The organism is Pseudoalteromonas sp. HL-AS1 (genome assembly GCF_031198785.1).
Classification (GTDB): Bacteria; Pseudomonadota; Gammaproteobacteria; order Enterobacterales; family Alteromonadaceae; genus Pseudoalteromonas; species Pseudoalteromonas distincta.
In genome coordinates this window covers 3593110-3611235 of sequence record NZ_CP133569.1, presented here as the reverse complement: position 1 = coordinate 3611235, position 18126 = coordinate 3593110, and the positions used below count along the sequence as shown (strand labels likewise).

The following is an 18126-nucleotide window of genomic DNA, read 5'->3' as shown; positions in this document are numbered from 1 at the left end:
GCTTTTAGTCTTAAGGACCATCCTCGCTCTATTTGGAGGCTCAATTCAGGCCGTGGGTTGAGTTTTTATTTAGCCACCGTAAGCAATTACCCGTCATTGAATTGAAGCGCTGGAAGCGGGAGCCCACTTTGCTTATCCGTATTCATCGCTGGGAGCGAGGTCTTAACGAAAACTTCAATGGATTGAGAACTAGATCTCACCCGAGTTAACGTACATACCTCGATAACACGGCCGATCCCCATAGGTTTAGTATGAGACTTTATTACTTATAATTAAGGCTTTAACAACTAAATTTGTCTGATGAGTATGATACTTTTTTCAAAAATGACTTGAATCCCAAGCCACAGAGTCCGTTGTACATGGATTTTAAGTATGAAACTTTATTACTCTCCCACATTAGTTAAAACTAAAAAGGCGCTCGATGCGCCTTTTTTTGTACCTCAAAGCCTGTTAGATTAAATAACACACTATTTTCTAAAGGATTAGCTATGCGTTTATTCACTGCTATTTTTATATGTAGCTTATTTATAGTTTCTAATAACACACTTGCAGAGCCTGATTTAAAACAGCAAACCATTAGCTATACGCAACAAACACACACTATTAAATCGGCTGTTTTAAACGAAGAGCGCACAGTTGTCGTTCAATTACCAAAAAGCTATCAAGCTGAGCCAAACAAAGTTTATCCGGTCATCTATCGCCTTGATGGCGCGGGTAACATACCGCTTATAAGTGCAGTGATGGAGCGTTTGCAAAATGATAATCGTGCGCCAGAGGTTATTATTGTCGCTATTGAAAGTACCAATCGCTTAAGAGATTTATACCCCACAGTGAATAAAGAGCCACAAGGCCCGGTAGGTGAAGGGGGTGGTGCAGCAACGTTTTTAGCATTTATTGAGCAAGAACTTATGCCCTTGATTAATAAAAACTACCGCACGCATCACTTTAATGTAATTGCTGGCGGCTCAGCAGCAGGCGTGTTTGCACTTTATACTATGCAAGCTAACCCAGAGCTTTTCCAAGCGCATATTGCTTACAGCCCTGCCGTTTGGTGGAACTATGGCGCACCGGTAAAAGCAGCTAAGGCGTTTATTAATAAATCACAAGACCTAAGTAACTATGTTTACATTAATATTGGCGAAGAAGCCGGCATAATGCGTGAAAGATACGATGAATTACAGCAATCACTGCAATCGCATAAAGTGCGAGAGCTACGCTTCTTTAGTAATGCGTTTGACGGTGTCTCGCATAACCTGACTTCCGTTGCTGGTGCATTTAATGCCTATCACAACTTATTTTTGCCTAAACAAATGCCCATAAGTGATTTAACTGACGATGTAGCCTCTATTGATGCTTATTATCAAAACTTATCTCAACAATGGGGCGAGCAGGTTGCGCCACCAGACCGCGCTGTTAGATCACTCGGTTATAACTTAACGGGCAGCAAGCAGTTTACCCGCGCTATAGAGGTGTTTAAGTACAATATAAAAAACTACCCAAAATCAGTCGATGCGCTTTCAGCCTTATCTTATGGCTATGAAATGCAGGGGGATACTCGTCAAGCGCTTGAAAATATGGAATCTGCTCTAGCAATTGCAGATGACTCATACCCTTATATAAATTACTTAAAAGAAACAAAAGCTAGACTACAAATAGCTTTAGGCAAAGACGAAACATAACCACTTTTTAATCCAACTCGATTGTTATATATTTAAAGAGAAAAGGGAGTAACAGCTTTTCTCTTTTTCTAAAACCACATTAAAATCACTAACCCCTACTTAACGGGTAATAAATACGCTAAAATTGCAGGCTATTTTAGTAATGAGCCCGCAAATTTTATGACCTCAGCCGCAAATCCTAGTAATTTCAAAGAACTTGGCCTAATTCCAGAGCTAATTGCTCGATTGTCTGATCTTGAATACACACAACCTACACCTATTCAGGCACAAGCAATTCCGAGTATTTTGACGGGAAGTGACTTAATTGCGGGGGCAAATACTGGCTCAGGTAAAACAGCGACGTTTGCTTTACCTATGCTACAAACCCTATTTTTAGAGCAGGGCGCTAAAAATACTGCCAGCAAAGGTAATTTTGTAACGGGGCTTATTTTAGTACCGACGCGTGAGCTTGCTACGCAAGTGGCCGATAGCGTTAAATCGTATTCTGCAAATTTTAATGGCGCGATTAAAACGGTTGCGGTGTTTGGTGGTGTATCGGTTAATACACAAATGCAGGCACTGCGCGGCGGCGCCGATATTATTGTGGCAACACCTGGTCGTTTGCTTGATTTAATCTCAAGCAATGCTATTAAGCTCGATAAAGTGACGACCTTAGTGCTTGATGAAGCCGACCGTATGCTAAGCCTTGGCTTTACCGAAGAGCTGGCTGATCTTTTAGCGTTAATGCCTGTTAAAAAACAAACCATGTTGTTTTCAGCGACCTTCCCAGAGCAAGTCACTCAATTAACGCAAGAACTGTTAACTAATCCTGTTGAAATACAAGTACAAAATAAAGATGAAAGCACACTTGTTCAACGCGTGTTTACGGTAAATAAAGGCGAAAAAACCACGGTTTTAGCGCATTTAATTAAAATCCATAAATGGCGCCAAGCACTTATTTTTGTAAATGCTAAAAAAGACTGTGAGCATTTAGCCAGTAAACTTGAAAAACGCGGTGTGAATGCACAAGTGTTCCATGGTGATAAAGGCCAAAGTGAGCGTACTCGTGTAATTGAAAAATTTAAAGCCGGCGAAATAGAGGTGCTTATCGCAACCGATATTGCTGCACGTGGTTTAGATATTGAAAAGCTGCCAGTGGTAATAAACTTTAATCTACCACGAAGTCCTTCTGATTATATGCACCGTATTGGTCGAAGCGGCCGTGCTGGTGAAGTAGGCTTAGCGCTTTCATTGGTTGATTACGAAGATTTGCATCACTTTAAAATAATCGAGAAGAAAAACAAACTACGTTTAGAGCGTGAAGAAGTAACCGGTTTTGCTGTAAACCAAGCTAATCTTGATGCTGCCGAGGCGCTTAAAAATGAAAAGCCAATGGCAAAACCAGAAGGCACAGGCAAGAAAAAGAAAAAAAATAAAGCCGATGATATAGATGATGTATGGAGTGGCTGGCGCCGTAAGTAACAATAGAGCTAAATAAATAGCTGTAAAAACCCGTAATTAGTAAACCTAATTACGGGTTTTTTGTTTTGTGGCTTTAACTTAAAGCGTTAGTTTTAAATTAATGGTCGTGATCTTCATCTTCTATTTCTTGTGCAATCCCTAACCAGGTAATGCTTGTAGGTGGAAAAGTTAACTCTAGCTCACTTTCAATTTCTAAGTCTTCAAGGTGTACTTGCACAACGTGCTGAGCAATAGGGTCGGCTACATAAGCAAACTGACCATTTTGCGCCACTGTCATACTAAAGCTCATTCCTTCGGGCATTGTGGTTACGTTTGCTTGAGTAATATCAACTTGGCCTTCAAGCTCCCAATGCATTTCGCCATCATGGTCGTGTGCGCTAAATACATTTAAAAAGCCTAAGCTGTCTAATATTAAAAAGTGCTCGCCATGGGCAGAAAAAGAGTACGATACAGCACTTGCGCCATCGGCTAGTTGCCATTCTAGTTCTTCCATTTGTGCTGTTGCTGGGTTAATAGTTACAATTACGGCTTCGCCGCCACCGTGGCCAGATGCTACGCCAATAAAGGTCTCGCTATCTTCGTGGCCATAAATACTACCAATGCGTAAATCGCCAACGGCTGCAATGTTCGCTATTTTTTCAGCTTCGTATTCATCATCGTGCTGGTGGGTTAATAACACACCATCGCTACAGCCAAATACTACGTAGTCGTGGTTTTGTGCCGCACCGTGTAAATCAGGGCACGTAACTTCTAAGGTTTGTTCAAGCTCATATTCACCATCATGAAAATAATAAACACCTACTTGGTCTGGCAATACTTTAGCAACCGATGTGCTTTCGCTGTCATCACGGCGAATGGTTGATAATAAATGCTCACCGCGAGGCTCTGCTACACCGTGCATATTAATATCGTAGCTAATACCCGGTAGTGTTGCTGTTGCGCTTGTTATGTTGTTATCTGTTAATACTTCAACAGAGGCAACCGTACCTGAGTCTGCATCACCATCATAAAAAACAGCTAATTGCCCGTCGTGAGTTATTAAGTGAGTAGGGCGACTGCCACTTGTTAGCTCGTAGCTACTAAATGCAGGGCCTTGCTCGTAATCATGCAAGTGCTCACCATGATCTTCGCGCCACATACCGCCGTCTATAAACCCTAGGTAATCTTGAGTTCGGTTTGTAATTACAGCGTAACGAAAGTCAGGCGAAGCCGACAACGTATTCGACTCATCGTTTAATACAAACGTATCAAGCAGTGCGTTATCGTCTAAATCAAAAAAGCTCGCTTCGTTGCTATCCCCAGCCAGTACGGCAAGTCTGCCAAGTGATTCTATGGTGTAGCCGTCGTCATGGTCGTGATCATCATCATCGTCGTGATCGTGTTCATCTTCTACAACAATAGGATCTTGTTCCACAATGTTGGTTTCTGCATCACCACAAGCTGTAATAAATGTAGTGCTAATAGCCAGTGCAATAAGCTTTAATTTGTATAGTTTTTTCATGTTTATTTCCCTTAATTATAATTTTTTAATGCTTAAAAATAACCGCGAATACCTAGCGCAAAGCTACGTCCTGGACGTGGCGCTATATCCTTTACAAACGAGCTGTGCACGCGTGCTTCTGTATCTGTTAAGTTGGTGCCTCGCAGGTAAACAGACATATCTTGGTTTAATACTGAAAGGTCGTAAGAGATGCTCGCATCAACTAAGGTGTAACCGTCTGTGGCTGTTTCTTGTGGGGCTGTGCGGTCTTGCTTTTGATAGCGAGTTACGTGAATATGCGCACTGAGTTTATCTGTTTGATAGCTTAGCTCGCTGCCAAAACGAAGCGGTGGTGTACGGGGTAAATCGCCGCCGTCTTTAAGGCGTGCACGAACGTAGTCAGAGAATACATCTAGCTTAAACTCGTTAGTTAGTTGCCATGCAACTTGCGCTTCAAAGCCGTGTAAAACTACATCATCTGTTTTAAATAAATAAACGGGTAGCTCTGATGAATGGTCGTGCTCGTCAACGCCTTCTTCTTCATCGCCATGGTCGTGTCCACTTTCGGCGAATAAACCGGTGTCTATTTGGTAATAATAGTTATCTACTTGGTTGTAAAAGGCATTTAAAATAAAGCCAACATCGCCTTGAGTTTTACGTAGGGTTAAATCGATATTATTGGCTGTTTCCAGGTCAATTGCTTGTTCAGATAAACCCAAATGGTCGTTTTCATCTAAATCAAATAGTGCGCCTACTTCGTAAGTGCCAGTGCCAATATGCGGCCCAAACGATAACAACTCAGAGGCAGAAGGTGCACGTTCAGAGCGCGATACCGAAAGCCCTAAGTTATAGTTAGATGTAAAATTCCATACTACCCCTGCCGATAAACTGACTGGCGTAAATTCATGCTCTACATCAAATACGCGAGTGGTTTCTGCGCTTTCTTCGTGGTCATGATCATGCTCGTCGGCTTCTTCTGCTTCTTCTGCTTCTTCTGCTTCATCGTGTGCGTGAGCGTCAATATTTGGCAGTAATACGTCGCCTGCTTCAATTGTTACTCGCTCAATACGCGCACCTACCTGCACTAAAAAATCACCAAAGTGCCTTTCTTCCATTAACGCTACAGCAAAGCTTTCGGTTTTAGATGGAGGAGTAAAGGCCTCTTCACCTTGTGCTTCAACATCGCTTTGCTTGTAATGAAAGCTAATACCGCCATTCCATTCGTTAAATTGGTTATGCAGTAGGTCTATGCGTAATTCGTTGGTTTCGTTTTTAAAGGTAGTGCCAACAGCGCCGCTCTCAATTTCAGCGTGTTCGTAGTCGGTATGGCCAGCGCGGAGATTCATTTTGTTTAGCCATTTATTATCTAGGTTGTACTCACCTAATAATTGCACTTTAGTTTGTTCTAAATCAGCAAATACGCTTTTTTCTTCGTCGTTGTGTTCTTCCTCTTCTTCCTCGCCGTGCGTATGACCAGGAATACCGTATTGACGATTAAATTGCTCTACTGCTAAGCCAATAAAGCCGTTATCCATTAAATAGCTAGCGCCGACAGTAAAACCGTCAGACTCTTCATTACTGTTTTCAACAGTGTAATCGCCGCGATGCTCTTCACCATCGCTATCTATATCGGCAGCTACAGGCACCTCGTAGTCGTCGGCCTCACGCCAAAATGCATCGGCGTAAAAAGCCACCGAGTCTGTGCCTGTGGTGGCATTAAACGAGGCTACTTTTTGGTTATCTACCGAGTTATGTTCTACGTTCCACTCGCCGCGTGTTGTGCTGTCGGTTGGTACACGGCTATCTACCACATTAACTACACCACCAATGGCGCCACTGCCATAAAACAGTGTTGCTGGGCCGCGTAATACTTCAATTTGTTGTGCGGTAGAGGCTTCTGACGCAACAGAGTGATCAGGGCCAACGCGCGACACATCGCTTACATCAAGGCCATTTTGAGTAATGAGTACACGCGGGCCGCTTAAACCACGAATAATTGGTGTACTGGCTACTTTACCGTGAAAGTTAGTATTAACGCCTGGGAGTTTTTCAAGGCTGTCGCCAAGTGTTGCAGCTTGTTGTCGTCTTAGTTGTTCGCCAGATAAAACGCTAACAGGTGAGGCAGATTCCATTGCCGACATATGAATAGGGGTTGCTTCAATATCAATAACTTCAATAGGCGAACGCTTTAAATTAAACGTAACCGATTGGTTTTCATCATTCGTTATTGTTATATCGCGATGGAGATGCGCATAGCCAGGGGCTACAACGTGAAGTTCTTTTAAGCCATTGTTTAGCTCTGCTATAACAAATTTACCGTTTTCGTCGGTGGTGACTTTAAGGTCTGAGCCTTCAACTTCTATGGTTGCATTGGTAACTATTTTACCTTGATTGTTTAAAACAGCGCCTTCAATTGTGGATGCCAGCACACTTGCTGGTAATAAAGCTGCGATGAGAACAGCTAATTGTGATCTAGGTTTCATTTGACTACCTTGTTAGATGTTATGTTATATCAATTATGTGAGTAATGTTATAATATATCAACAGCAATTAACTGATGTTATTAAAATGTCTCTTTAAGAGTAACGTTTTTGAGTGGAGACACTGATTTAGTAGAGGAAATAATGAAGTCGAGTCAAAGTGTTATGGATCGTGTGGCAATTGGGTTATCGGTAATGTGCACAGTACATTGTTTTGCAACCCCGGTTATTTTAGCGTTATTACCAAGCTTTGCTGTATTGCAAATAGATAGTGAACAATTTCATTTATGGATTCTTGCAGCGGTATTACCCACCAGTTTACTGGCATTAAGCTTAGGCTGTAAAAAGCATAAACTTATGCGTTATATAGCTTGCGGCGTTATAGGGCTAGCCTTTATGATATGCGCAGTATTGCTAGGGCATGAAATAGCCGAAAAAGCGCTAACCTTAATAGGATCAGCGTTTATTGCTGTAGCTCATTGGTTTAATTACCAGCAATGCCTTAAGCAAAATGACGAAAAATGCCCGTGTTCAGGTAGCAAATTGGATCAAATGGTTTAACGCTTAGTTGTTGCTGGTGGTAAGGCTACGTCGGCTAAATTAATACTGATTTATTTTAAATACTAAGGCTTTTTTGTTTTAAAAGGCGACCTCTTTCATGCTGTAGTAACATGCTCAGTAATAGTAAATAAGGCCTCATAATATGAGGCCTTAAAATGTTACTAATTCACTTTAACTGTTTCGGAATTTATACTTTCATACTGCTCAAGTGTTTTTATTTGATTTACACCTTTTAGCTGCATCATTAATTGCTTTACTAAAATCATGTAAATAAACATCATTGGTAGGCCTGCTACAACGCAGAGTGACTTAATAGTATCTATTCCACCACCGCATAAAAATACGCTAAAACTAATGAGTGCAATTGCACCAGCCCATAGAAGCTTAACTTTATGATCGGGGTCGCCATTTAGTTCTAGTTTATTAGTTGTCAACATAGCGGTGGCAACGCTTGCGCTTGACATAGTCGTTAGCATTAAAAAAAATTGAATAATCAAAAATAATACTAAGCCAATATTACCCGATGGTAGAGTTTGAATTAGTGAAACTACTGCAAACGTTAAACCGCCTTCGCTCATCCATTGTTGAACAGGTAAGCCACCAATTAATTGTGCCCATACTGCATAACCACCAAAGATTGATATAAAGAATGCACAGCCGAGTGAACCCATCGAAATAGTGTACAAAATAACTTCTTTAATAGTACGTCCACGCGAAATGCGGGTAATAAAAAGCCCCATCATAATTAAATAAGCGTAGTACCAAAACCAATAGTATTGAGTCCACGATTGCGAAAAACCACTTTTTTGAACTGGGTCGGTCCAAAGTGACATTCTAAAAAAGTTATCGAGCATGACACCTATTGAGTCGGTAAAGTTATTTAAAATAAACTGAGAGTCAGCCACAAGTAATACAAATAAGGCAAAGCATATTGCTGCTACAACCGTATAGTCGGACACTTTACTAATGCCTTTTTTAAAGCCAACAAGCATTACCGCAACAAGCATTAAAACAAATAATAAAATAATACTGCCTTGGAGTAATAAGCTGTTTTTAATTCCTAATAATGCAGAAACGCCAGTACTTAATAAAGATACAGTAAGTGCTAGCGAGCTTGCAAAAGCTGCGAGGGTGCCAAAAATTGCAAGTAAATCGATTGCTTTAGCAATAATAGGATTGCTGCCTACTACAGGTTCGCAAAGGGTAGAGAGCTTTAAAGTACGCTTTTTTTGTACGTAAAACGCGTACGCAAACGGGATTGCCGGAAAGCAGTAAATGGCCCAGCCAGTCACGCCCCAATGAAAAATAGAATAAGTAACAGACCAAGCTGCTGCTGCGTAGCTATTTGGTTCGGCAAAAAGTGGTGGCGATTGCAAATAATACATCGGCTCACCAATTCCCCAATATATAAGAGAAGCACCTACACCTGCGGTAAAAATCATACCGCCGTACGAAAAGTTAGAGTGCTCTTTTTTTTCTTCACCTAACCTAATAGATCCGTACTTTGAAAAAGCTAACCAAAATAAAAAACCAACTAAAGCCAAGCTCACAAGCTCTACTAACCAACCAAACCAGCCTGTTACAAAATGCATGGCGTTGCTTGCTAATAATTGTGATTGCTCTGGATATAAAGTTGAGATAACTAATAAAGTAATTACTAATGTAATTGCAGGAATAGCCAGCTCAAAGTTAAGGTTTTTCAATGGAATTTCTCCATTGCACGAGTGCTTTGATATGGCTTGGGTTAATTCCGCAGCAACCACCAATAATATTAGCGCCAAGGCTATGCCATTGTTTTGCAAACTCAAGATACTCGTTAGGAGATAAATCACGGTAGTCTTGCACTGCTTCATTTGCTTTGTGAGCATTTGAAATAGGAGTAAAGCTGTTAGCAAATGCGCCTAACGTTACTTTTTTATTTTGCTTAGTTAATACGTTATTAGTATCACGCAGTGCTTGCTCAATAACTTCAGGGATAGAGCAATTAAAGAAAATACCTGCAATGTTTTGCTGCTCAAGTAGTGCGGTTATGGCATCGGTTACCAGCTCTCCTGAACGCAGCGTTGCCTGCTCAGTTACTTCGTCACTTAGGGTAAATGCGTAATAACATGGCTTAGTTGAGCCTTTAAGTACGCTTGCCATTACTTGTGCTTCTTCAATACTCGATATTGTTTCGCCAAGCCAGAGGTCTACATGGAGATTTTGTGCATTGTATAAGGTATTTAAAATAGTAAAAGCACGTTTACTTTCAAATAAATCGGGGCGATATGAACCAAATGCAGGGGGTAATGACCCTGCAACTAATACACTTTGTTTAGCATTTTGAGCTACTTCTTTAGCAATAAGCGCCGCTTGCTCTGCGAGTAACGCGCCTTGGCTTTCGTAGCGTTCTTCACCTAAATGAAAGGGCACACAGGCATAACTGTTAACCGTAATTATTTCAGCGCCTGCATCTATAAAGCCTTGATGAGCTTGTGCTACATATTGAGGAGCTTCTATAAGTGCTTGTGCACTCCAAAGTGGCTGTGAGAACGGTGCGCCAATGCGCTTAAGTTCACGTCCCATGCCGCCATCTAAAATTGTTACCTTTTTCACTTATGGACTTCTATATGTCTAAATAATATGGCGCTATTCAAACATATTTTTTAAAAAATCATAATGAAACTTCATCAGGTTGGGCATGAAAAAAGCTCAACCTATTAAAAAGGCACAAAAAAAGCGACTACCCAATATGGTGTCGCTTTTTTAGTAAGTAGTATTAGCTTACTTATAAAAGGCTTCAACAGTGCCTTTTCTTGTAAGTAAAAGCGGTTGTCCGCGACGATCAAGCCCTTTTGGGGATGCAAACTTTATCCAACCTTCGCTGATGCAGTACTCTTCAACATCAAAACGCTCTTTGCCGTTGAACGTGATACCAATATCGTGTTCAAAAACTTCTTCCACATGATGTGGGCTACGTGGATTAATAGAAAGGCGATCTGGTAAAGCAGGTTTTGCGGTAGTGTCGTTCATGGTCATATTCTATATTGAATGAAGTATGCGCTATTGTAGGCAATACAAAGCTTTCGCTCAAGAGAGATAGTAGTAAATGTGTTTAAAAATGTACTAATTAATGAGTTGTGTATACAAATGAGATTGCGCTTGGAAAATATGTATAGAAGGGGATTTTGACGATATTTGACTAAAAACTATATAGATAAGTATATTAATGGGCTATTGCTAACCCATTAAATTGTGTAGCAATTAGATGCTAACAATGTTCTCGGCTTGAGGGCCTTTTTGACCTTGAGTAACAGTAAACTGTACACGTTGGCCTTCAGCTAAAGTTTTAAAACCGTCGCCAGAGATTGCGCTAAAATGTGCAAAAACGTCTGCGCCAGATTCTTGCTCGATGAAACCAAAACCTTTTGCTTCGTTAAACCATTTTACTGAACCAGTAGTTGTATTAGACATAATATGTATCCTAAAAAATTAATATAAGTGTGCCTGAAAAGAGGCGATTGAGCCGGAAAAAATAGTTAACTTGAGGATATCGCGTGGGATTATTACTAAAACAACGGGGTACTAACAAATAAAACAGAACTTCTTTCAAACTAGTATTCAAAATGGGTTATTGCTAACCCATTTTAACGAAAGCAATTAGATGCTAACGATGTTTTCAGCTTGTGGACCTTTTTGACCTTGAGTAACAGTAAACTGTACACGTTGGCCTTCAGCTAAAGTTTTGAAACCGTCGCCAGAGATTGCGCTGAAATGTGCGAAAACATCAGGACCAGATTCTTGCTCGATGAAACCAAAACCTTTTGCTTCGTTGAAAAATTTAACTGTACCAGTTGTAGTTGTAGACATAATAGTATCCTAAGGATTAATAAAAGTGCGCCTTAAATTAGGCAATTTAACAGGAAGAAAACATACATTTAACTGAGGATAACGCGAAGGATTATTACTAAAACAACGTGGTACTTACAAATAAATAGGGTTTTCTGTCAACCCGATGCGAGGCAGGATAACAGTAAATTAAAGTATATACCAAGCCCTATTGTAAATTTATTTTAGAGTAAGTACTTTATTTGTTTGTTGTTTTTTTAATTAAATAGTTATGATTAAGATGATATTTTATACTTTTAAAATAAAGGTAAGCTTTGTTTAATCAATATGTTAAGCCTGTTTTTGTGCGTAGTTTTAAAGTAGGCAAAACACAGCTTTTAATTGGTTAAAACATGACCTAATTACCTACTAATTTTTTTTTAGATATACCCTAAATAATGCAATTCTTTAGCTCCAAATTACAAATCCAAGTATTAATAACGCAATCCAAAGTGTTTCAGCCACAATTAAAATAATGGGTTTCATACCTACTTCGGTTAGTTTTCCTAAATTAGTTTTCATACCGTTTGTACACAATATTATTACTCTAAGCTTAATAAATAGACCCTACTGGAAGGTAGGTACTTAATTATTTCAATAGGCATTTATCTCGAAGATGCGTTATGTAATAAGTGAATCATGCTGCGTTTACAGCAAAGCGGCTGATTAGTGGGTGGAAAGCCTGCAGAAAGCCATCAAGGTAAGGCTTCATAGATTCTAATTGGAAGTGCACCACCTAATTCATTATGGTGCCTTTAAAAAATATTTAATGGTTACGCGCTAAGATTGCTAATTAGTAGTTGAAGTACGTTTAACTAGTCGAGCTCAATTTGGTAATGATAGTGATCGCTACGGCATTTACTTAGGCGGTATTCAATACGCTTACCTTCGATTGATTCGGTAATGCGCGATACTAACAGCAGTGGATCGCCTGCTTTTATAGCAAGCATTTTTGCATCATCTATTGTAGCAAGTACGGCTTTAATACTGTCTTGGGTTTTGTGTACCGTTTGGTTAAATTTACTCTGATAGTAATGATATAGAGTGTGCGGTATATCACTACTTTTATGTATATCAGGAAAGTAGCTTTGCGGTAGGTATATAGTTTCGCTCATGCAAAATTCGTTATCGAGAGTACGTCTGCGAACTAGCTTAGTAACCTTGTCTTTTTTATTTAGCTGCAAAGCCTTTATAGCTTCAGCAGGCGCTGCACAAAGCTCAACCGATAGCAGTTCTGCCTTTGGTGAGTTGTCACTTTTACCGTCGGCTTGTAAAGGAAAAAACCTGAATAAGGCATCTTGCGAGGTATGCTCAGATACAAATGTACCAACGCCTTGGCGACGAGTTACTATTTTATTGTCGGTTAATAAATTAAGCGCTTTACGAACAGTACCTTGGCTTACGTTAAATTCTTCAGCAAGGCGAAATTCGCTTGGTAAAGCCTCGCCGGGCAACCAATGCCGTTTAACAATGAGTTGTTTTATACTATCAGACACTTGTAAGTAGAGTGGTTGAAAATCCAAGCTTGGGCTACTTAATTTGTGATCAAACATAGAGTTACTCATTGTTATTTACCATTAAATTTAATCCACTTGTAGTTATATCATAGGTGAAGCCTTTTACGCATATTTGCGTTTCTTGATTAAACGTGAGCTACCGCAGTAATTTCTTATTGAGGCAAACTGCATATTATGTTTAAAAATCGTCCTCATTCATTTTAATCTCAGGTGGAGTAACCACATTACTTGAAGGATTGTTTGTTCACTGGGTTTGCCACTTGTTTTTCAGTGTTATAAATACAATTACTCGATTAAATTTACCCGTAGTACCGGTGATACCACTTACACTAAAGCTGAAGTTGACGAATTTAACTCTCCGGCAAAGGTAGTAGTGGTTTCATGTACAGGGGATCTGGGTTAGATATAGCATTTTCGCCAGATTTTAAATAACTCCCTCAATAATTTCCCTTAAAAGCGTAACGTTTAACGCGTTGCGCTTTTTTTGTGACTTATTTTTGTAATAGTTTAGTCATCTTACTTTCATCAAAATTACCTTTATCAGTCACATCTGTTTTCTATAGTGCAGCGGTTGATCTTTTTTGTGTTTACACATTTCAAAAAATAACCACTAAACAATGGGAATTACGGATGAAAATTAAAAAAGTCGCTGCGGCAATCGTGCTAACATTTGCGTTTAGCGCAGTTAGCCATGCTGATGTACTACCGCAAAGCCAAAAAGACAGCAGCTGGTATAGCGCTGCGCAAACTAAACTAACAACAAAAACAGCACAAGCGCAGGCTACACAAGCCACTAAAGCTAAAAATGTCATTTTATTTGTGGGCGATGGCATGGGTATTTCTACTCTTACCGCCGCGCGTATTTTGCAAGGGCAGCGTAATAACCAATCTGGCGAAGAAGGTTATTTAAGCTTTGAAGAGTTCCCATACTCTGCACAAGTTAAAACGTATAACGTAGATGCTCAAACTCCTGATTCAGCAGGCACGATGACGGCTATTATTTCCGGTGTAAAAACCGATGTGGGCGTTATTGGTGTAGACGAAGATATTGAACGCGGCGTGTGTTCAACAGTGGCAGGTAACGAGCTAATTACCGCAACTGAATTGGCTGAAATTAAAGGGCTATCTACCGGTATTATTTCTACAGCACGTATTACTCATGCTACCCCTGCTGCCACATATGCTAAATCGGCTGACCGTAACTGGGAAGACGTATCCGATATGCCAGAAGATGCAGTAACAGGTGGCTGTGAAGACATTGCATCGCAACTGGTTAACTTTGAAAAAAACCTAGAAGCACGATTTGTAGGGACCGACGTAGACGGTCTTGATTTTGTAATGGGTGGCGGTCGTCGTCACTTTTTACCAAAAGACGAAACAGCTAACTCAACAGATGCAGTAAGTGCTATAGAAGGCGACCGCACTGACGAGCGCAACTTAGTAACTGAGTGGCAAACACAATACCCAGATGCTACGTACGTAATGGATCAAACAGGCTTTGATGCAATAGCAGATGACGCCACTAAAGTGTTTGGTTTATTTAACGAATCCCATATGCAATACGAAGCTGACCGCGCAAACGATGTAGCGGGCGAGCCTTCACTTACCGATATGACCACTAAAGCAATTGAAGTGCTTGGTAAAAACGATAATGGATTTTTCTTAACGGTTGAGTCGGGAAGAATTGACCACGCGCACCACGCGGGTAATGCATACAACGCGCTTAACGACACCATTGAGTTTGCTAAAGCCGTGCAAGCAGCGGTAGATAACACCAACTCAGAAGAAACCCTTATTTTAGTAACCGCCGATCACAGCCATGTATTTACTATTGCAGGCTACCCTAAGCGTGGTAATCCAATTTTAGGTCAAGTAGTTGCAGTAGGTGCAACTACTCCAAGCCTAGCCGCCGACGATATGCCGTACACCACAGTCGGTTACGCAAATGGCTTAGGTTTTAGAAATCTAGGCGACGAGACTGATGCTGATGCAAGTTACGCAAGTGCTGCTGTAGCAGGGCGTGTTGAGCTAAATGGGGTTGATACAACAACCCCAGGTTTTCACCAAGAAGCAACCGTACCAATGGGGTCAGAAACACACGCAGGTGAAGACATATCTTTGCATGCTAAAGGTCCTGGTGCTCAGCTAGCACAAGGCGTAATTGAACAAAACGTAGTGTTTCATCTAATTAATCAAGCTCTTGAACTAACTCAGCAATAATGGCGGCTAACATGAACAAATTAACGGTACTTTCTTTGGCAGTAATGGTCGCGCTAGCAGGTTGCTCGAGTGACGATAACAAAAATGAAAATAATATTATCGCAGTAGATAACGCTATTGCAGTGGGCTCTGAGCAGTGCATTAATGGCGGTGTAGAGACGCAAGTAGGCGCAGATACCAATAATAACGACGTGCTAGACAGCGACGAAGTTAACTCAACTAATTTAGTGTGTAATGCACCTGCAACGTCGTTAACAAGCGAGCAGTTAGCCTCGCTCACTAGTAATACTTGGTTTAGTGAAGCACAAACAAAATTGGGTGCTGCACAAACAGCCAGTAGCAACATTGTTACTGAATCAGGCAAAGCTAAAAACGTAATTTTATTTGTGGGCGATGGTATGGGTATTTCTACCATAACCGCAGCACGTATTTTAGCGGGTCAGTTAGAGGGTGAAATGGGTGAAGATCACCAGTTAAGCTTTGAAACTATGCCTTTTTCGGGCTTTGTAAAAACATACAACGTAGATGCGCAAACGCCAGATTCGGCAGGCACTATGACCGCAATGGCATCGGGCGTTAAAACCGATGCGGGCGTTATTGGTATTGATGAAGCGGTTGAACGTGGTAATTGTGCATCAGGCAAAGGGCACGAACTTGTTACCTCGTTAGAGCTTGCTGAAATTGCAGGCAAAGCAACAGGGATTATTTCGACAGCGCGTATTACTCACGCAACACCAGCTGCAACGTATGCTAAATCGGCAGAGCGTAACTGGGAAGATATCTCCGATATGCCAGAAAGTGCCGCAACGTGTGAAGACATTGCATCGCAACTGGTTAACTTTGAAGCCAACCTAGAAGCACGCTTTAGTGGTGTTGATGTAGACGGTATTGACGTAGTAATGGGCGGCGGTCGTCGTCACTTTTTACCAAAAGATGCCGCGTTTAATTCAGCCGATGCAGTAAGTGCTGTTGAAGGGGATCGAACAGATAACCGCGACTTAACCGCAGAGTGGAAAACGCAATATCCAAATGGCACGTACGTAATGGATCAAACCGGTTTTGATGCAATAAGTAACGACGCCACTAAAGTGTTTGGGTTATTTAACGAGTCCCACATGCAGTACGAAGCTGACCGCGCAAACGATGTAGCAGGCGAGCCTTCGCTTTCACAAATGACCGAAAAAGCAATAAATGTGCTTGATAACAACGAGCAAGGTTTTTTCTTAACGGTTGAGTCGGGTCGAATTGACCACGCGCATCATGCGGGTAACGCTTATAACGCGTTAAACGACACTATTGAGCTTGCTAAAGCCGTTAAAGTGGCGATGGAAAACACCAACCCAGAAGAAACATTAATAGTTGTAACTGCCGATCACAGCCATGTATTTACCATTGCCGGTTACCCTAAACGCGGCAACCCAATTTTAGGTAAAGTGGTTGCAGTAGGCGCTACTGAGCCAAGCTTAGCTGCCGACGATATGCCTTATACAACGGTTGGTTACACCAATGGTGGTGGCTTTAGAAACCTAGGTAGCGAGACCGATGCCGATGCAGGTTATGCCTTTGCACCAGTTACAGGGCGTGTTGATTTAACAGATGTTGATACAACAACACCTGGTTTTCATCAAGAAGCACTGGTACCAATGGGCTCAGAAACACATGCCGGTGAAGACGTAGGCGTTTATGCAATGGGGCCAGGTGCACACTTGGTAACAGGCACAAACGAGCAAAGCTTTTTATTCCATGTAATGGACTTTGCCGCTGACTTTGTAAAAACAGCAGACGAAAAACTAGCGCAATAAATACCGGCTAGTTATAAATTTAGTTAAATATATCTAAATAAAAAACCCCGCCTACGGTGCGGGGTTTTTGTCATTAAACTGACATTTATAATCGTTATGTTATTGCCATAAACTTGAAATATAAATAAGAGATAGCTAAATGAAAAAAGCGTTATTAATAATTGCCACGCTTGTAAGTACAAGTAGCTTTGCCTCGCAATGTGGTATTGATGCCAAGCATTTAAAAGCCGATTATAAAATTACCAACAGCCATAAAGCACAGCAAAGTAGCGAGTCACTTACCCTTTGGCGAAACAACCAGCAAGTAGCGCATCAAAGTGAAGTAATAACCGAGATTTGGCAGCACTTAGCCAATAATCAAATACGACCAATACGTTACTTTAATGCCCAGCAACGCGGCATTGAATACCAACCATCTGAAGTACGCGGCGTACAAAATTGGAGTGCTAAAAGTCAGCTGGTGGATAACCACTTAATCGAAAAAATGACCTTATTAAGCACACAAGGCACAGGCTGCGGTGAAGTAAAAAACTATACACTGAGCGAAAATGGCAACGACTTTTACCTTGCCTTTATTACGCATTCAAAATTAGTTAAAACATTTAGCATTAGTAATAAAAAAAGCCAAATAACTACCTTGCTAAGCCTTAACAATGTAAGCACTGATGTGCCATTAATTACTGCTCAATTTGCACAGTGGGATCGCTTTCAAACCACCGATTACGCCGACATTGGCGATAACGAAGGCGACCCATTTTTAGCTAAAATGATAAACCTTGGTTTTATAGAGCACAGTGCAACTGGCTTTTATAACCAGCAGGGCGAGGCTATTCAAGGCGGGCACCATCACTAGATTTTAGCGTTTTTAAATGTAGTAGCTCATAGCTGAAAGAATGAAAGGCTATGAGCTAAATGTAACACTGAAAGAGCTACCCTAAATTCCTGCCACAGATATAACCTAATCAAATACCTTTTTTCGTATTTTCAAAGTTAACATATCGACGGCGGTTCTTTTTTGATAAAACAGACGTTACTTAATATCGGTACGCGACCAAGATT

14 protein-coding genes and 1 pseudogene are annotated in these 18126 nt (G+C 40.9%); 6 read left to right on the top strand and 9 right to left on the bottom strand.

Features of this window, described 5'->3' with window-relative positions; translation table 11 throughout:
* Window positions 1–488 precede the first annotated feature (488 nt).
* Window positions 489–1679: an alpha/beta hydrolase-fold protein gene (locus RB214_RS16720; RefSeq protein ID WP_309167850.1), complete on the top strand. Its 1191-nt coding sequence runs from the start codon at window positions 489–491 to the stop codon at window positions 1677–1679.
* Between the two features lie 159 nt (window positions 1680–1838).
* Entirely contained in the window at window positions 1839–3140 is a 1302-nt protein-coding gene (locus tag RB214_RS16715) for a DEAD/DEAH box helicase (RefSeq protein ID WP_309167849.1), read from the top strand.
* Between the two features lie 97 nt (window positions 3141–3237).
* Here RB214_RS16715 and RB214_RS16710 read toward each other — a convergent pair whose 3' ends face one another.
* Both RB214_RS16710 and RB214_RS16705 read right to left on the bottom strand, forming a co-directional pair.
* The gene (locus RB214_RS16710) at window positions 3238–4641 is read right to left on the bottom strand and encodes a 5-methyltetrahydrofolate--homocysteine methyltransferase (protein ID WP_309167848.1); all 1404 of its coding nucleotides are present in this window, start codon (window positions 4639–4641) and stop codon (window positions 3238–3240) included.
* Window positions 4642–4673: 32 nt separating this feature from the next.
* Window positions 4674–7103: a TonB-dependent receptor gene (locus tag RB214_RS16705; protein ID WP_309167847.1), complete on the bottom strand. Its 2430-nt coding sequence runs from the start codon at window positions 7101–7103 to the stop codon at window positions 4674–4676.
* A gap of 141 nt (window positions 7104–7244) precedes the next feature.
* On the opposite strand from RB214_RS16705, the gene RB214_RS16700 reads away from it, so the two are divergent.
* Window positions 7245–7661: a MerC domain-containing protein gene (locus RB214_RS16700; RefSeq protein ID WP_309169043.1), complete on the top strand. Its 417-nt coding sequence runs from the start codon at window positions 7245–7247 to the stop codon at window positions 7659–7661.
* A gap of 161 nt (window positions 7662–7822) precedes the next feature.
* Here RB214_RS16700 and RB214_RS16695 read toward each other — a convergent pair whose 3' ends face one another.
* The 7 genes and pseudogenes from RB214_RS16695 to RB214_RS16665 form a co-directional block, all read right to left on the bottom strand.
* Window positions 7823–9364, bottom strand: a complete 1542-nt coding sequence (locus RB214_RS16695) for a BCCT family transporter (RefSeq protein WP_309167846.1) — start codon at window positions 9362–9364, stop codon at window positions 7823–7825.
* Window positions 9351–10256 (bottom strand): homocysteine S-methyltransferase family protein, encoded by a 906-nt coding sequence (locus tag RB214_RS16690; RefSeq protein WP_309167845.1) that lies wholly within the window; start codon window positions 10254–10256, stop codon window positions 9351–9353. The genes RB214_RS16695 and RB214_RS16690 overlap by 14 nt, the downstream gene beginning before the upstream one ends.
* A gap of 168 nt (window positions 10257–10424) precedes the next feature.
* Window positions 10425–10673: a DUF3297 family protein gene (locus RB214_RS16685; protein ID WP_002963088.1), complete on the bottom strand. Its 249-nt coding sequence runs from the start codon at window positions 10671–10673 to the stop codon at window positions 10425–10427.
* A 231-nt stretch (window positions 10674–10904) separates the two neighbouring features.
* The gene (locus tag RB214_RS16680; protein ID WP_007580429.1) at window positions 10905–11114 is read right to left on the bottom strand and encodes a cold-shock protein; all 210 of its coding nucleotides are present in this window, start codon (window positions 11112–11114) and stop codon (window positions 10905–10907) included.
* Window positions 11115–11300: 186 nt separating this feature from the next.
* Window positions 11301–11510 carry a cold-shock protein gene (locus tag RB214_RS16675; RefSeq protein ID WP_024595869.1) on the bottom strand — a complete coding sequence of 70 codons (210 nt, stop codon included), beginning with the start codon at window positions 11508–11510 and terminating at the stop codon, window positions 11301–11303.
* A gap of 426 nt (window positions 11511–11936) precedes the next feature.
* Window positions 11937–12053, bottom strand: a pseudogene (locus tag RB214_RS16670) (putative sulfate exporter family transporter); the annotation flags it as partial.
* Window positions 12054–12343: 290 nt separating this feature from the next.
* Entirely contained in the window at window positions 12344–13093 is a 750-nt protein-coding gene (locus RB214_RS16665; protein WP_165743225.1) for a GntR family transcriptional regulator, read from the bottom strand.
* Window positions 13094–13675: 582 nt separating this feature from the next.
* On the opposite strand from RB214_RS16665, the gene RB214_RS16660 reads away from it, so the two are divergent.
* The 3 genes from RB214_RS16660 (at window position 13676) to RB214_RS16650 (ending at window position 17920) form a co-directional block, all read left to right on the top strand.
* Entirely contained in the window at window positions 13676–15265 is a 1590-nt protein-coding gene (locus RB214_RS16660; protein WP_309167844.1) for an alkaline phosphatase, read from the top strand.
* An 11-nt stretch (window positions 15266–15276) separates the two neighbouring features.
* Window positions 15277–17067: an alkaline phosphatase gene (locus tag RB214_RS16655; protein ID WP_309167843.1), complete on the top strand. Its 1791-nt coding sequence runs from the start codon at window positions 15277–15279 to the stop codon at window positions 17065–17067.
* A gap of 139 nt (window positions 17068–17206) precedes the next feature.
* Window positions 17207–17920 (top strand): hypothetical protein, encoded by a 714-nt coding sequence (locus RB214_RS16650; protein WP_309167842.1) that lies wholly within the window; start codon window positions 17207–17209, stop codon window positions 17918–17920.
* Window positions 17921–18126: the final 206 nt, after the last annotated feature.

Excerpts from the sequence above, each read along its gene's own strand:
- RB214_RS16665 (WP_165743225.1), bottom strand. The coding sequence starts at position 13,093 with ATGAGTAACTCTATGTTTGATCACAAATTAAGTAGCCCAAGCTTGGAT.
- RB214_RS16680 (WP_007580429.1), bottom strand. The coding sequence starts at position 11,114 with ATGTCTAATACAACTACTGGTTCAGTAAAATGGTTTAACGAAGCAAAA.
- RB214_RS16715 (WP_309167849.1), top strand. The coding sequence starts at position 1,839 with ATGACCTCAGCCGCAAATCCTAGTAATTTCAAAGAACTTGGCCTAATT.
- RB214_RS16660 (WP_309167844.1), top strand. The coding sequence starts at position 13,676 with ATGAAAATTAAAAAAGTCGCTGCGGCAATCGTGCTAACATTTGCGTTT.
- RB214_RS16655 (WP_309167843.1), top strand. The coding sequence starts at position 15,277 with ATGAACAAATTAACGGTACTTTCTTTGGCAGTAATGGTCGCGCTAGCA.
- RB214_RS16705 (WP_309167847.1), bottom strand. The coding sequence starts at position 7,103 with ATGAAACCTAGATCACAATTAGCTGTTCTCATCGCAGCTTTATTACCA.
- RB214_RS16700 (WP_309169043.1), top strand. The coding sequence starts at position 7,245 with ATGAAGTCGAGTCAAAGTGTTATGGATCGTGTGGCAATTGGGTTATCG.
- RB214_RS16710 (WP_309167848.1), bottom strand. The coding sequence starts at position 4,641 with ATGAAAAAACTATACAAATTAAAGCTTATTGCACTGGCTATTAGCACT.
- RB214_RS16685 (WP_002963088.1), bottom strand. The coding sequence starts at position 10,673 with ATGAACGACACTACCGCAAAACCTGCTTTACCAGATCGCCTTTCTATT.
- RB214_RS16720 (WP_309167850.1), top strand. The coding sequence starts at position 489 with ATGCGTTTATTCACTGCTATTTTTATATGTAGCTTATTTATAGTTTCT.
- RB214_RS16675 (WP_024595869.1), bottom strand. The coding sequence starts at position 11,510 with ATGTCTACAACTACAACTGGTACAGTTAAATTTTTCAACGAAGCAAAA.
- RB214_RS16650 (WP_309167842.1), top strand. The coding sequence starts at position 17,207 with ATGAAAAAAGCGTTATTAATAATTGCCACGCTTGTAAGTACAAGTAGC.